The following is a 14,927-nucleotide window of genomic DNA, read 5'->3' as shown; positions in this document are numbered from 1 at the left end:
CAGCGTGGTGTCCGAGGCGGCGACCGCCAGGCAGCCGGTCCGGCCGCAGGGGCAGAGCGCGTCGCTCTCCGGCACCGGCAGGTGGGCGACGTCCCCGGTCGGCGAGGCCGGACCGACGTGCACGGAGCCGGCCACGGCCAGGGCCGCGTCCACCACGTGGCCGACGAACAGGTGGACGACCGAGCGCCGGGCCGCCGGGTGCCCGAACAGGATCTCCGCCCGGGTCAGTGCCCGGGCGTGGTTGTCCACCTGGACCGGCAGTCCGGAGGCCTCCGCCAGGAGCCCGCCGAGCGGCACGTCCCGCCAATCGAGCGCGTCGTGACGGATGATCACGCCGCGCTCGCGGTCGACCGCGCCGCCGGTGACGGCGCCGAGGCCGACCACGGCGCGGCCGTCCGGGACGGCGGCCAGCAGCCCGGGCAGCCGCGCCAGCAGCGGCCGCAGCACGGCCGGGCCGGTGCGTCCCCGGTGGCTCAACTCGCGGCGGTGCAGCACGTTTCCGCGTGCGTCCAGGAAGGCGAAGTGGGTGGACGGCAGGCCGATGTGCAGGCCGGCCACCGCGATCCGCTCGGTGTCGACGTCCACCGGAAGCTGCGGCCGGCCGACCGCCCCGCCGCCGGGGGCGGCCGACTCCGGCCGCTCGCACAGCAGTCCGAGCCTGGTGAGGTCGACCACCTGGCGGGAGACGGCGGCCGGGCTCAGGCCGGTGAGCGCGGCGACCCGGCTGCGGGCCACCGGACCGTGGTCCAGGACGGTCCGCAGGACGGCGGCGGCGTTGACGTCCCGCCGCCCGTCCCCGGTGCGCGGCCGGGCGGCGTTGCCGGTCCCGCCCGGTGTGCCGGTCTCGGTGAACATCCTGTGTCCTTCCGGGGGTTGGGGAAGGTCAGCGCCCGGCGGCCTCGGCCTCCAGCTCCTCGGCCGGCACCAGTCCGGCGACCCGCGGCGGCTCGGCGGGCTCCAGCAGCCGGCTCGGCGTGCCGTCCACGCCCGTCGGCAGGTCGCCGTCCAGGGTGATCCGGCGCACCAGGCGCGGCTCGTCGCCGTAGTCGTTGACGGCGTAGTGCTGGGTGGCGCGGTTGTCCCAGATCGCGACGTCGCCGACCTGCCAGTCCCAGCGCACGGTGTTCTCCAGCCGCTCCACGTACCGCTGGAACAGGGCGATCAGCGCCTCGCCGTCCTTGCCCGAGACGCCCTTGATCCGCTGGGCGAACGCGCCGAGCAGCAGGCTCCTCTCGCCGGTCACCGGGTGGACGCGGACCACCGGGTGCTCGGTCTTGAACGCGGTGGAGACGAACACCCGGCGGAAGAGGTCGGCCACCTCGGCGTTGTCGGCCAGCTCGGGGCGCAGCGCGAGGCTCGCCGCGTAGTCGTAGTCGTTGGTGTGCACGGCGCGCAGCGACTCGGCGAGCGTCTTCAGCGGCTGCGGCAGGTCCTGGTAGGCGGCCGCGGTGTTGGCCCACACGGTGGAGCCGCCGGCCGGCGGAAGCTCCAGGGCGCGCAGGATCGAGGCCTTGGGGTAGGAGGGGACGAAGGTGACGTCGGTGTGCCAGTTGTTGGCGCGCACGCCCTTGGTGGCGTCCAGTTCGAAGATGTACCGGCCGTCGGCGCTCGGGGCGGTCGGGTGGCCGACCGGCCGGCCCAACAGGCGGGCGAACGCCTCGTGTCCGGCGTCGTCGAGGTGCTGCTGGCCGCGGAAGAACAGCACCTTGTGCTCGTACAGCGCGGCTTCGAGGGCGGCGACGGTGGCGGCGGGCAGGTCGCCGCCGAGGCGGACGTCGTGCACGATCGCGCCGATCCGGCCGGCGGCGGGGGTGAGACGGAGAGCGGTGGCGGTGGACATGGCTTTTCCTCAACTCTGCTGGAGGGCGCGAGGGGTTGCGCGAGGACGCCCCGGCGGTGGACGCGAGCGGGGCGGAACGGTTCGAACGGGGGCACACGGGTGCCGTGGGGAGCGGGCGGCCGGAACGGCCGGGGTCAGCGGGCGAACGCCCCGCGACAACAGCGACAGCCGGGGCGGGCCGGGGCGGTGCGGCGAACGGTGCTCATCGGCCCTCCTTCCGGGTCCGGGGCGCTGCGAGTGGGCTCGGCGCTCATCGTGCTGAAGCCCGTGCCTCCCTGTCAATCACCTGTCCTGCCTGGTGAGAAGGGGTGTGGCGGGCGTGTGGCACCGTGTTGCGGGAGATGGTCGGGCGGTGACGGCGGTATTGCTGCGGCGTGTTCCCGCCTGTCGGGGGCGTCACGGGACGACTAACTTTCGCAGCGGAAGAAACCCGGGAGGCGGAAGGCCCGCCCGGACGCGCTCCGGGCGGGCCTCGCGGTGCCGGGTGCGGGCTCGTCAGACCCCCATCAGGCGGGCGAACTCCAGACCGAGGCCGCCGAGTACGGGGAGAGCGCCGAGGTCGGTGATGGCGCCGACCGGGATGCTGTAGCCCTGGTTGACCTCCCGGGGCTCCGAAGCGGCGGCGGCCGGTCCGGCGAGGGCTCCGGCGGCCAGGGCGGTCGCCGCGGTGGCGAGCACGGCGGTGCGGGCGGCGAGCAGGGCGAGGGTGCGCACGGGACCTCCGGGAACGGGCGTGGAAACGGGTGTCCTGCGGAACGCGCGCGGGAGTCGTGCGGTTACGCACCGTCCCCCGTTCGGCCCTTGAGCCCCGCCCCCCCGGCGCCTTGTCGGTGGGCGGGGGCAGAATCGACCCCGCGCGACAGGGCGCCGGCGGAGGGGCGGACGGACATGGCGAGGTACCTCACGGTGACGGCGGCGGTCACCATCGACACGGCACGGCTGCGGACGTACCTCCGCTCACCCGTCCGCCCGGCCTCCGCCCGCCCCGAGTCCGACTGGACCGGCCTCTGCGCCCCCTGGCGCGACGCCGCCGTCCGCCGCCGCTACCGGACCGAACTGCCCGCCGCCCTCGCCGAGTGCGACCGCTGGCTCGACGGCGACCACGCGGCCCTCCTCCACGGCCTCGACGAGGACGGCGAACTCACCCTCCGCCACGACGAGGCCACCGGCTCCCTCACCATCGACTTCGACACCCGGGTGGACTTCGAACTCCCCGGCATGATCTGGGCGCTCACCGCCCTGCGCGGCCTGTCCGACGCGATGGCGGACGACGACACCGGCCTCGTCGAACTCACCACCGACTGGACCGACGAGACCGTCCTGCTGCGGCTGACCCCCCACCACTCCGCCTTGCTCCACCCCGCCCACGACCCCGCCACCCTCACCCGGGCCCGCGACGCCGCCTTCGACACCCGCTGCCTGGCCTCCGGGGCCGACGAGGACGAGCCGACCGGCGAAGTCCTCGCCCGCCTCGCCGGCCCCACCGCCGGGCGGTAGCCGGGCCGGGAGGCGAGGCGGGTCGGAGGGGCCGGGGGGCTCAGGCGCCGACGTACTCCGCCAGGTGCTGGGCGGTGAGGGTGGAGCGGGCGGTGACCAGGTCGGCGGGGGTGCCCTCGAAGACGACGCGGCCGCCGTCGTGGCCGGCGCCCGGGCCGAGGTCGATGATCCAGTCGGCGTGGGCCATCACGGCCTGGTGGTGCTCGACGACGATGACCGACTTGCCGGAGTCGACCAGGCGGTCCAGCAGCCCGAGCAGCTGCTCGACGTCGGCCAGGTGGAGGCCGGTGGTCGGCTCGTCGAGGACGTAGACGCCGCCCTTGTCGCCCATGTGGGTGGCCAGCTTCAGGCGCTGGCGCTCGCCGCCGGAGAGCGTGGTCAGCGGCTGGCCGAGGCTGACGTAGCCGAGACCGACGTCGACCAGCCGGCTCAGGATGCGGTGCGCGGCGGGCACCCGGGCCTCGCCGGTGGCGAAGAAGGCCTCCGCCTCGGTCACCGGCATCGCCAGCACCTCGCTGATGTCCCGGCCGCCGAGGTGGTACTCCAGCACCGAGGCGTCGAAGCGCCGGCCCTCGCAGTCCTCGCAGGTGGTGGCCACGCCGGCCATCATCGCCAGGTCCGTGTAGATCACGCCCGCGCCGTTGCAGGTCGGGCAGGCGCCCTCGGAATTGGCGCTGAACAGCGCCGGCTTCACGCCGTTGGCCTTGGCGAACGCCTTGCGGATCGGCTCCAGCAGTCCGGTGTAGGTGGCCGGGTTGCTGCGCCGCGAGCCGCGGATCGGGCTCTGGTCGACGGAGACCACGCCCTCCCCGGGCGGGATCGAGCCGTGCACCAGCGAGCTCTTGCCGGAGCCCGCCACACCCGTGACGACGACCAGCACACCGAGCGGGACGTCCACGTCGACGTCCCGCAGGTTGTGCGCGGAGGCGCCGCGGACGGCCAGCTTGCCGGTGGGCGTGCGCACCGTCCGCTTCACCGAGGCCCGGTCGTCCAGGTGCCGGCCGGTGACCGTGCCCGCCGAACGCAGGCCCTCCAGCGGGCCTTCGTAGCAGACCGTGCCGCCCGCCGAGCCCGCGCCCGGACCGAGGTCCACCACGTGGTCGGCGATCGCGATCACCTCGGGCTTGTGCTCCACCACCAGCACCGTGTTGCCCTTGTCCCGCAGCTGCCGCAGCAGGCCGTTCATCCGCTGGATGTCGTGCGGGTGCAGACCGGTGCTGGGCTCGTCGAAGACGTACGTCACGTCGGTGAGCGAGGAACCGAGGTGGCGGATCATCTTCACCCGCTGCGCCTCGCCGCCCGACAGCGTGCCGGCCGGCCGCTCCAGCGAGAGGTAGCCGAGGCCGATCTCGACGAACGAGTCCAGGGTCTGCCGGAGCGCGGTGAGCAGCGGCGCCACCGAGGGCTCGTCGAGGCCGCGCACCCACGCGGCGAGGTCGCTGATCTGCATCCGGCAGGCGTCGGCGATGCTGATCCCGCCGATCTTCGAGGACCGGGCGGCCCCGGTCAGCCGGGTGCCGTCGCACTCGGGGCAGGCGGCGAAGGTGACCGCGCGGTCCACGAACGCCCGGATGTGCGGCTGCATCGCCTCCCGGTCCTTGGACAGGATGGACTTCTGGACCTTCGGGATCAGCCCCTCGTAGGTGAGGTTGATGCCGTTGACCTTCACCTTGGTCGGCTCGCGGTGCAGGAAGTCCCGCAGCTCCCGCTCGGTGTAGTCGCGGATCGGCTTGTCCGGGTCGAGGAAGCCGGAGCCGCTGAAGATCCGCGTCATCCAGCCGTCCCCGGTGTAGCCGGGCACCGTGATCGCGCCCTCGGCGAGCGACTTGGTGTCGTCGTAGAGCTGGGTGAGGTCGATGTCCGAGACCGAGCCCCGGCCCTCGCAGCGCGGGCACATGCCGCCGGTGATGCTGAAGCTGCGCCGCTCCTTGACCGTTGTGCCGCCGCGCTCCACGGTGACCGCGCCCGCCCCGCTGATCGAGGCGACGTTGAAGGAGAACGCCTTGGCGGATCCGATGTGCGGCCGCCCGAGCCGGCTGAACAGGATCCGCAGCATCGCGTTGGTGTCGGTCGCGGTGCCCACGGTGGAGCGCGGGTCCGCGCCCAGCCGCTGCTGGTCGACGATGATCGCGGTGGTCAGCCCGTCCAGCACGTCCACGTCGGGCCGGGCCACCGACGGCATGAAGCCCTGCACGAACGCGCTGTAGGTCTCGTTGATCAGCCGCTGCGACTCCGCCGCGACGGTGTCGAACACCAGGGAGCTCTTGCCCGAGCCGGAGACGCCCGTGAACACCGTCAGGCGGCGCTTGGGGATCTCGATGCTGACGTCCTTGAGGTTGTTCTCGCGCGCCCCGTGCACGCGGATCAGGTCGTGGGTGTCGGCGGCGTGCGGCTCGGGTGCCTGTACGCCGGTCCTCGTGCCCGTGCTCATCGTCTCTCCGGTTCCTCTCGCGGTGCGCTCCGGTTCCGATCTAACCAGCCGGGTACGACAGCCGGTGTTTTAGGCCGGTCGGGGCCGTGCGCTGGCGGCCGGCGGAGGCGCACCGCACGGTGGTGGCGGGGGACGGACGACGGGAGGTGCCGGCGGTGGCGAAGCGGGGCACGGCTGTGGCGGACCACGGCGGGCCTGGCGGCCCTGGTCGTGGGCGCCGGGGCGGCACCGGCCCGGCCCGCACCTCTACGAGGCGCGCTGGTGGACCAGTTGGGGGAGCCGGGCACGACCCCGGGGACGGGCTGGCATTCGGTGGATGCGGCTGATTTTATGCACCGCCAAACTACTCCAATAGTGGTCAGTTTCCGCTCCGGTTCCGTATACCTCCCGGTAGCGCCCCGGGCTGGGATAGCGTCCATGGCGCCGGGGGGATCCGGGCCCGCTCAGCGGGTTCGCACCAGTCAGAAACCCCTACCCACCCCTACCCATCCCCATCCATAAAGGGAGAGAACCGTGCGCGATTTCGTTTCGGAAACAAGGTCCGAGACCGTGGACGAGCTGCGGCTCGCGGTGGAATCACTCGCCGCCTTCCCGGCCCGCGCCGCATTCGGCGGGACGGAGGTCACCAACCGCCTCGCGGCGGTGGCGGATCTGTGCCGGGCGGTCGACGGCGTCCTCGACAGCCTGGTCGTCGAAGCCGCCGCCGAGGCCGCCGAGGAGGGCTGGACCGCGGCCCGGATGGCGTCCGAACACGCCGTCTACTACGCGCGGTTGCGCCGGGCGCTGCTGCTCACCGGTTCCACGGCCGAGCAGCGGTGAGCGCGGCAGCCACCCAGGCGGTGGACGTCAACGCACACGTGGTGGCCTGTCCCACCCGGTGGAGCGACGTCGACGAGAACGGGCACATCAACAACGCCCGGCTGGTCTCCTACGTGCAGGAGGGAATTTACGACCTGTTCTGCCACCACGCGGTCGCCGTCCGGGAATCGCTATTCCCGTCCGGATTCCTGATCGCCCGGCACGAGATCGATTATCTGGAGCAGCTGTACCACCGGCCGGAACCGTTGCTGGTGCAGTTGACGGTCGAACGACTCGGGCGCAGTTCCGCGCACATCGTGGTCAAGGTGTGCCGTGGCTCGCACACATTCATGCGGGCACGGACGGTCGTGGTCGCCAGGGACGCGGTCTCCGGCCGCTCCCGCACGCTCAGCCCGTCGGAGCGGCGGTTCCTCTCGGGGTTCCTCGCCGACGGTGTCGTCCCCGTGGTTCCGCCGCGGGTGGCGATCGCCGCGCCGCGCGGGTCGTTGTCCGCGTCGTCCTCCGGGCACCACCCGGCCCGTCGACGCCTGTCGAACCCCTCCGCCCTCACCAGGGGCGTTCCGGTGATCCCGGACGGGCGTCGCGCCCGCTGACCTCCGCCGGGACCCCGATCGATGAGTGGCAGGATCCTGCTGGGGCAGGATCCTGCTTGGTTGTGGGGGCGAGGCCGGGGGAGGACGGGGGCGGGCGCCGGGGGCGCAACGGCGGTGCGCCGTCGTCGAGATGAGCCGGACAGGCCCAACCCCGCGGCGAGGCGGGGGAATTCGCCCCCCGGAGCCGTCGAATCAGCGGCAGAGCGCGGCCGCGCCGATCAGCCCGGCGTCGGTGCCGAGTTCGGCGCGCCGCACGTCCAGCCCGCGCACGTAGGGCAGGGCGGCGTAGCGGTCCAGATGGCGGGCGAGCGGCTCGAACAGGACCGGGCCGGCCGTCGCCACCCCGCCGCCGATCACCACCCGCCGCAGGTCGACCAGCGCGGCGGTGGCGGCGATCCCGGCGGCCAGCGCCTGAGCCGCCCGCTCGAACGCGGCGAGCGCCACCGGGTGCCCGGCCAGCGCGTCCGCCGCCACGGCGCGCGCCGAACGGTCGTCCCCGGCGGGCCGCCAGCCCCCGGCGAGGGCCCGGCGGGCGATCGCGGTGCCGCTGGCGACGCCTTCGAGGCAGCCGCGCGAGCCGCACGGGCAGGGCTCACCGTCGAGGTCGACGGTGATGTGCCCGAGGTGTCCGGCGTTGCCGCTGGGGCCGGGGCGCACGGCCCCGTCCAGCACCAGCCCGGCGCCGACCCCGGTGGAGACCACCAGGCAGAGCGCGTTGTCGGTGCCACGGGCCGCGCCGCGCCAGTGCTCGGCGGCGGCCATCGCCACCCCGTCCCCGGCCAGCGCCACCCGGCGGGTGCCCACGGCGGGGTGGGCGGCGACCTCGGCGGTGAGCGGGAACTCCCGCCAGCCGGGGATGTTGACGGGGCTGACCGTGCCCCGGACGAGGTCCACCGGTCCCGCGCTGCCGATGCCGACGGCGGTGACCTCCCCCCACCGGGGCGCGGCCGCCAGGTGGTCGAGCACCCGGTGCACCACGGCCAGCACCCGCGCCCCCGTCTCCCGCGCCGGGGTGGGCAGCTGGACGCGGTGGGCGAGCGTTCCGGCGGAGTCGACGAGCGCCCCGGCGATTTTGGTGCCGCCGATGTCGACGGCGGAGAACAGCGGGCCGGCGGGGTGGGGCGGGGGCGCGGTCATGGCGGGCGGCTCCGGTGAGGGGTGCGGAGGTGAGGACGGGGCGGAACGCGGAGGTCGGACGGGGCGGAACAGGGACAGCAAACAGGATCGGTTCGCCGGCGTGGGCGGCAGGGTCGGCTCCGGAGCTGCCCTTTCGGGCCGTTCCGGACCGAACCGGAGCGGAATCCGCGGGTGTACGCAACGATTCGCGGCCCTCACCGCATCCAAGGAGTATGGAATCGAATCTTCTCCCGATACCGGATCCGGCCGACGGCGACGCTCCCGGGCCCTCCCGGCGGTCGCCGGTCCGGTTCGTCCGCCACGGCGCGGCGTTCCTGGGCGTGAGCGTGGTGTCCGGTGCGCTGCTGGCCGGTATGGCGCTGCCCGCCGTCGGGGCGATCGGGCTGACCGCCAAGAACACCGCGGAGGGCTTCGACGACATCCCGGACGACTTCAAGACCCCGCCGCTCACCCAGGTGACGCAGGTCTTCGACGCCAAGGGCGGCCTGATCGCCAGGGTCTACGAGCGCGACCGGATCGTCCTCACCGCCGACCAGATGTCGCCGTACATGCGGCAGGCCCAGGTGGACATCGAGGACGCCCGCTTCTACGAGCACGGCGCCGTCGACCTCAAGGGGGTGCTCCGCGCGATCAGCAAGAACGCGGAGAGCGGCACCGCCGCCGAGGGCGCCTCGACGCTGACGCAGCAGTACGTGAAGAACGTCAACGTCGAGAAGGCGGGCGACGATCCGGTGGCCGTCAAGGAGGCCATGCGCAAGACCCTGGGCCGCAAGATCCAGGAGCTGAAGATCGCGATCAGGCTGGAGGAGGAGCTGACCAAGGAGCAGATCCTCACCAACTACCTCAACATCACGTTCTTCGGCAACGGCGCCTACGGCGTGGAGGCCGCCTCCCAGCGCTACTTCGGCAAGGCCAACAAGGACCTCACCGTCGCCGAGGCCGCCACCCTGGCCGGCCTGGTGCAGAACCCGTCGAAGTACGACCCGAAGGCGCATCCGCAGGCCGCGCTGAACCGCCGCAACGTCGTGATCGACAAGCTGCTGGAGAACAAGCACATCACGGAGGAGCAGGCCCAGGAGGCCAAGGCCGCCCCGCTGGGCCTGAACTACAAGGAGCCGCAGAACGGTTGCATCACCGCCCAGGCGGGCATGGGCTTCTTCTGCGACTACGTCCGGCAGGTGGTCAAGCAGGACCCCGTGTTCGGGGCCAGCGCGGCCGAGCGCAAGAGGTTCTGGGACCAGGGCGGGCTGAACATCCACACCACCCTCGACCCGGACAAGCAGACCGCCGCGCAGAACGCGGTGAGCTCCCACGTGCGGGTCACCGACAGCGTCTCGGCCGCCGCGAGCATGGTGGAGCCGGGCACCGGCAAGATCCTGGCGATGGCCCAGACCCGCCCGTACGGGATCGACCGGACCAAGAACCAGACCGTGGTCAACTTCAACGTGGACGCGGCGATGGGCGGTGGCAACGGCTTCCAGCCCGGTTCGACGTTCAAGCCGGTCGTCGCGGCCGCGGCGCTGGAGGCGGGACTGCCGCCGACCCAGGAGTACTCGTCCCCGAACCGGATGGAGTACCCGACGATGAAGACCTGCGAAGGCACCTGGAAGAACACCGGCAGGCCCAAGGTCACGGTGCCCAACGAGTCGGCGAGCGAGGTCGGCCCGTACCAGCTGAAGGAGGCGATGGCGCTCTCGGTCAACACCTACTTCGTGCAGATGGAGCAGGAGATCGGGCTCTGCGCGGTCAAGCAGATGGCCAACAAGGTCGGCATCACCGCCAAGGCCAGCGGCAAGGCGCTGGAGGAGGTGCCCGCGATGGCGCTGGGCGTCGAGGAGGTGAGCCCGCTGACCATGGCCGGCGTCTACGCGGCCTTCGCCGCCGGCGGCCGGTTCTGCGCCCCGGTGGCGATCAACCGGATCACCACCATCGACGGCAGGGACGTCCCGGCCCCGCCGGCCCGCTGCGAGACGGCGTTCTCCGAGAGCACGGCCCGGGTGCTGAACACCATCCTGAACGGGGTGACCGAGAGCGGCGGCACCGGTGCGGCGCTCCACCTGGAGGGCGACCGCCAGATCGCGGGCAAGACCGGCACCTCGGACAAGAAGAAGGCCGCCTGGTTCAGCGGCTACACCCCGCAGCTCGCCACCGCCGTCTGGCTCGGCGGGCCCAACGGCGGGGTGGAGATGCGCGACATCACCATCAACGGGAAGCGCCACGCGGAGGTGTTCGGCGCCACCGGGCCCGGCCCGATCTGGCGGGACGCCATGAACCAGGCCCTGCGGGGCACGCCCAAGCAGTCCCTGCCGATGGCGGACATCCCCGACCCGGCGCCGCGCACCGACCCCGGCACCACCGGCACGGGCGCCCCGACCAGCGGTTCGTCGAGCGGCTCGTCCGGCGCGCCGTCCAACGCGCCGTCCAACACCCCGCCGGGCAAGCGCCGCTGACGACCGCCCGGTGCACGCGGAGGCCCCCTGACCCGTGGCGGGTCGGGGGCCTCCGGCGTGACCGGTGCGCCCTGGTGCGGGTCCGGGCCGGTGAGCCGCGCATGACGGACCGCCTCCGCCGTGGTGACGCCCCCTCAGGAGACCCGCGATGGCGCCCGGCAGCGGTTTGTCCGCTCCGCCGGGGCTGATGCATGATGGGACGACCCGGAACGATCAGGGCCCGGACCTTGAACTGCGTGGTGGTGGCGGATGGCGGGCGGCGCTCCGTGGCACGGGCTGCGCGGCCGGCGCGGCGAGTGCGGAGTGCTGGACCAGGTGATCGCCGGGGCCCGGGAGGGCCGGGGCCAGGTCCTCGTACTGCGCGGCGAACCGGGGGCCGGTAAGTCCGCCCTCGTGGAGTACCTGGTGGAGCGGGCGAGCGGGTGCCGCGTCCTGCGGGCGGTCGGCGTCGAGTCCGAGATGGAACTGGCGTTCGCCGGACTGCACCAGCTCTGTGTGCCCCTGATGGGGCGGCTCGACCGCCTCCCCGGCCCCCAGCGCGACGCCCTGTCCGTCGCGTTCGGCCTGAGCGCGGGGGGCGCGCCGGACCGCTTCCTGGTCGGCCTGGCGGTGCTCGGCCTGCTGGCCGAGGCGGCGGAGGAGCGGACGCTGGTCTGCGTCGTGGACGACGCCCAGTGGCTCGACCGGGTCTCCGCCCAGACGCTGGCCTTCGTCGCCCGGCGGTTGCTGGCGGAACGGGTGGCGCTGGTGCTCGCGGCGCGCACCCCGGCACCCCTCGCGGACGGTGACCCCTTCGGAGGGCTGCGCGAACTCGCGGTCCGGGGCCTGCGCGACGACGACGCGCGGGCACTGCTGGAATCGGTGGTACCCGGGCGGCTGGACGAGCAGGTCCGGGACCGCATCGTCGCCGAGACCCGCGGCAATCCGCTGGCCCTGCTGGAACTGACCCGGGGACTGTCGGCGGCGGAGCTGGCCGGTGGCTTCGGGCGCCCGGACGTCGGTCCGCTGGCCGGCCGGATCGAGCAGGCCTACCTGCAGCGCATCGCCGACCTGCCCGCCTCCGCCCAGCGGCTGCTGCTGGCGGCGGCCGCGGAGCCGATGGGGGACCTGCCACTGCTGCGGCGGGTCGCCGAGCGGCTCGACCTCGGCGCGGACGCCGCGGGAGCGGCCGAGGCGGCGGGGCTGATCGAGTTCGGCACCCGGGTGCGCTTCCACCACCCGCTGGTCCGCTCGGCGGCCTACCGCGCCGCCGACCCGGCCGTGCGCCGGGACGTGCACCGCGCACTGGCCGAGGCCACCGACCCCGCCTTCGACTCGGACCGCCGGGCGTGGCACCGCGCCCACGCGGCGGTGGACCCGGACGAGGCCCTGGCGGGCGAGCTGGAGCGGTCGGCCGGCCGGGCTCAGGCCCGCGGCGGGATCGCGGCGGCGGCGGCCTTCCTCCGGCGCGCGGCCGAACTGACGCCCGATCCGGTCCTGCGGGGCACGCGCGCGGCCGCCGCCGCCCAGGCCGCGTTCGACGCCGGATCCCCCGACGCGGCGCTCGAACTCCTCGCCGCGGCGCAGCTCGGCCCGCTGGACGAGGCACAGCACGCCCGGCTGGCCAGGCTCCGCGCCCAGGTCGCCTTCACCCGCCCGCGCGGCGGCGAGGCGCTGCCCCTGCTGCTCGACGCGGCCGGCCGGCTGGCGAGGGCCGGGGACGCGTCCGCGCGCGAGGCGTACCTGGACGCCTTGGGATCGGCGGTCTTCGCCGGCCGACTGGGCCGGCGGACCGGGGTGCGGGAAGTCGCCGAAGCCGCCCGCGCGGCACCGCCCGGGGCGCTGCCCGCCCGGCCCACGGACCTTCTCCTCGACGGCCTGACGACCTGGTTCCTCGACGGCTGCGCCGAGGGCGGGCCACTGCTGCGGTCCGCCCTGGAGGCCTTCCGGCAGGCCACCGGACGCGGGGGAGGCGACACCACGCGCTGGCTCTGGCTGACCTGGCTGGTCGCCGGGGAGCTGTGGGACGACGAGGCCTGGCACCGGATGACCGGGCACGCGGTGCGCGCGGCCCGCGAGGCCGGCGCCCTCAACGTGCTTCCTCTGGCGCTCGGCTACCGGGCCGCGCTGTCCGTGCACACCGGCGACTTCGACCTCGCGGCGGCGCTCATCGACGAGGCCGACACCATCGCGGAGGTGACCGGCCACTCGCCGATGGCGTACCCGGCGCTCCTGCTGACGGCCTGGCGCGGCGAGGACGTGCGGACCGCCGGGGTGATCCGCGGCGCCGCCCGGGACGCGACCTCGTGGGGTGAAGGGCGCGCGATCGGCCTGGAACACTACCTCGTCGCCGTCCTCCACAATGGCCTCGGCCGCTATCAGGACGCCCTGGCCCACGCGGAACGGGCCGTCGCCCATGAGGACCTGGCCGTCCATGGCTTCGCCCTCGCCGAACTCGTCGAGGCGGCCGTCCGCGCCGACGCCCCCGAGCGGGCCTCGGAGGCCCTGCGCCGGCTGGAGGAACGCGCCGGGGCGGCCGGCACCGACTGGGCCCTCGGCATGCTGGCCCGTTCACGCGCCCTGCTGGACGACGGCCCGGGGGCCGAGCGGCTCTACCGCGAGGCCCTGGCCCGCCTCGAACGCGGCCGGATCGCCGTCCACCTGGCCCGCGCCCACCTGGTGTACGGCGAGTGGCTGCGCCGCGAGAACCGGCGCGGCGACGCCCGCGAGCAGCTGCGCACCGCCCACGAACTGCTGCGGGGGTTCGGAGCGAAGGCCTTCGCCGAGCGCGCCCGGCGCGAACTGCTGGCCACCGGTGAGACGGTCCGGCCCCGCGCCGACGACCCGGGCGGGGCGCGGCGCGAGGCCCTCACGGCCCAGGAGGGCCAGATCGCCCGGCTGGCCGCCGACGGGCTGACGAACTCCGAGATCGGCGCCGAACTCTTCATCAGCCCCCGCACCGTGGAATGGCACCTGGGCAAGGTGTTCACCAAGCTCGACGTCAAGTCCCGCAACCGGCTGCGCGCCGCCCTGGCCGACGCCTGACGGCCCGCCCTCCCCGGACCCCCGGGATCCCAGCGGGGCGACACCCGGGGGTCGACCCGGGGTTCCCCGGGCGCCGGCCGGCGGGCCCCGGCGGCAGGGTGGGTGGAGCGGCGCCGTCCGGCGCCGCGCGCGAGCGGTGCCGCCCCGGGGACGGCACCGTGCGTGCCGGGAACGACCGCCCGCCGGGTCTGTGGATCCGGGCCCGGCGGAGGACCGACGGGGAGGCAGGCCGGCCATGACGCACGAGCCGATGCTGGGGCGCAGCCGCGAGTGCGGGGCACTGGAGGAACTGCTCGACGCCGTGCGCGGCGGCGCGAGCCGGGTGCTGGTGCTCCGCGGCGAGCCGGGCGTGGGGAAGACCAGACTGCTGGAGCACGCCGCCGCGCGGGCGCGGGGGCCGCGGACCGCCCGGGTCACCGGCGTCCAGTCCGAGATGGAGCTCCCGTACGCCGGGCTCCACCAGCTGTGCGCCCCGTTCCTGGACCGGCTCGGCCGCCTGCCGGCCCCGCAGCGCGACGCGCTGGGCACCGCGTTCGGCCTGACCGCGGGCACCCCGCCGGACCGCTTCCTGGTCGGTCTCGCCGTGCTCGGCCTGCTCGCCGACGCCGCCGGACAGGACCCGCTGCTCTGCCTCGTCGACGACGCCCAGTGGCTGGACGAGGTCTCCGCGCAGACGCTGGCCTTCGTCGCCCGGCGCCTGCTCGCCGAGCGGATCGGGCTGGTCCTGGCCGTGCGCGAGCCGTCCCTGGAACCTCGGTTCACCGGGCTGCCGCAGCTCACCGTGGGGCGGCTCGGCGACAGCGACGCCCGCGCCCTGCTGGACTCCGTGGTCCCGGGCCGACTCGACGAGCGGGTGCGCGACCGCATCGTCGCCGAGACCCAGGGCAACCCCCTGGCCCTGCTCGAACTGCCCCGCGGGCTGGGCCCCGAGGAGCTGGCCGGAGGCTTCGGACGCCCCGACGCGCGGCCGCTGGTCGGGCAGATCGAGCAGACCTTCCTGCACCGGATCCAGGCCCTGCCGCCCGCCGCCCGGCAGCTGCTGCTCCTCGCCGCGGCCGAGCCGCTCGGCGACGTCGCCCTGCTGGCGGAGGCCGCCGCCCTGCTGGGCATCGAGGACTCCGCCGCCCCGTCGGCCG

The 14,927-nt window shown here is 74.5% G+C and carries 11 protein-coding genes; 6 read left to right on the top strand and 5 right to left on the bottom strand.

All coding sequences use genetic code 11. The features are described from left to right. From ABD308_RS17585 to ABD308_RS17575, 3 genes are all read right to left on the bottom strand, one after another. The coding region (locus tag ABD308_RS17585; RefSeq protein ID WP_344335419.1) for an ROK family transcriptional regulator at positions 1-855 on the bottom strand (855 nt) is incomplete at its 3' end. A 28-nt stretch (positions 856-883) separates the two neighbouring features. Beyond that, the gene (locus ABD308_RS17580) at positions 884-1,840 is read right to left on the bottom strand and encodes a TauD/TfdA dioxygenase family protein (RefSeq protein ID WP_344335416.1); all 957 of its coding nucleotides are present in this window, start codon (positions 1,838-1,840) and stop codon (positions 884-886) included. A gap of 495 nt (positions 1,841-2,335) precedes the next feature. Then, the gene (locus ABD308_RS17575; protein WP_344335413.1) at positions 2,336-2,554 is read right to left on the bottom strand and encodes a hypothetical protein; all 219 of its coding nucleotides are present in this window, start codon (positions 2,552-2,554) and stop codon (positions 2,336-2,338) included. 174 nt (positions 2,555-2,728) lie between these two features. Between ABD308_RS17575 and ABD308_RS17570 the strand changes: the two genes are divergently transcribed. After that, entirely contained in the window at positions 2,729-3,337 is a 609-nt protein-coding gene (locus tag ABD308_RS17570) for a hypothetical protein (protein ID WP_344335410.1), read from the top strand. Between the two features lie 40 nt (positions 3,338-3,377). Here the strand turns inward: ABD308_RS17570 and ABD308_RS17565 are convergent, their stop codons facing one another. Then, complete coding sequence (locus ABD308_RS17565; RefSeq protein WP_344335398.1) at positions 3,378-5,768, bottom strand: ATP-binding cassette domain-containing protein; 2,391 nt, start codon at positions 5,766-5,768, stop codon at positions 3,378-3,380. Between the two features lie 513 nt (positions 5,769-6,281). Between ABD308_RS17565 and ABD308_RS17560 the strand changes: the two genes are divergently transcribed. Further along, entirely contained in the window at positions 6,282-6,587 is a 306-nt protein-coding gene (locus ABD308_RS17560; protein WP_344335397.1) for a hypothetical protein, read from the top strand. Then, positions 6,584-7,180 carry an acyl-CoA thioesterase gene (locus ABD308_RS17555; RefSeq protein WP_344335395.1) on the top strand — a complete coding sequence of 199 codons (597 nt, stop codon included), beginning with the start codon at positions 6,584-6,586 and terminating at the stop codon, positions 7,178-7,180. The genes ABD308_RS17560 and ABD308_RS17555 overlap by 4 nt, the downstream gene beginning before the upstream one ends. A 192-nt stretch (positions 7,181-7,372) precedes the next feature. Here the strand turns inward: ABD308_RS17555 and ABD308_RS17550 are convergent, their stop codons facing one another. Beyond that, positions 7,373-8,317 carry an ROK family protein gene (locus ABD308_RS17550; protein WP_344335393.1) on the bottom strand — a complete coding sequence of 315 codons (945 nt, stop codon included), beginning with the start codon at positions 8,315-8,317 and terminating at the stop codon, positions 7,373-7,375. Positions 8,318-8,529: 212 nt separating this feature from the next. Here ABD308_RS17550 and ABD308_RS17545 point away from each other — a divergent pair, with 212 nt between their 5' ends. From ABD308_RS17545 to ABD308_RS17535, 3 genes are all read left to right on the top strand, one after another. Then, positions 8,530-10,767: a transglycosylase domain-containing protein gene (locus ABD308_RS17545; RefSeq protein ID WP_344335391.1), complete on the top strand. Its 2,238-nt coding sequence runs from the start codon at positions 8,530-8,532 to the stop codon at positions 10,765-10,767. Positions 10,768-11,016: 249 nt separating this feature from the next. Further along, the gene (locus tag ABD308_RS17540; protein ID WP_344335388.1) at positions 11,017-13,791 is read left to right on the top strand and encodes an AAA family ATPase; all 2,775 of its coding nucleotides are present in this window, start codon (positions 11,017-11,019) and stop codon (positions 13,789-13,791) included. Positions 13,792-14,026: 235 nt separating this feature from the next. Beyond that, positions 14,027-14,927, top strand: a 901-nt coding sequence (locus ABD308_RS17535) for an AAA family ATPase (RefSeq protein WP_344335386.1), incomplete at its 3' end; no start/stop codon positions are given.

Origin of the sequence: Kitasatospora putterlickiae (genome assembly GCF_039527695.1) — a bacterium.
GTDB lineage: Bacteria > Actinomycetota > Actinomycetes > Streptomycetales > Streptomycetaceae > Kitasatospora > Kitasatospora putterlickiae.
Note: the sequence above shows the minus strand (reverse complement) of the source record. Positions and strands in the feature narration are given on the sequence as shown.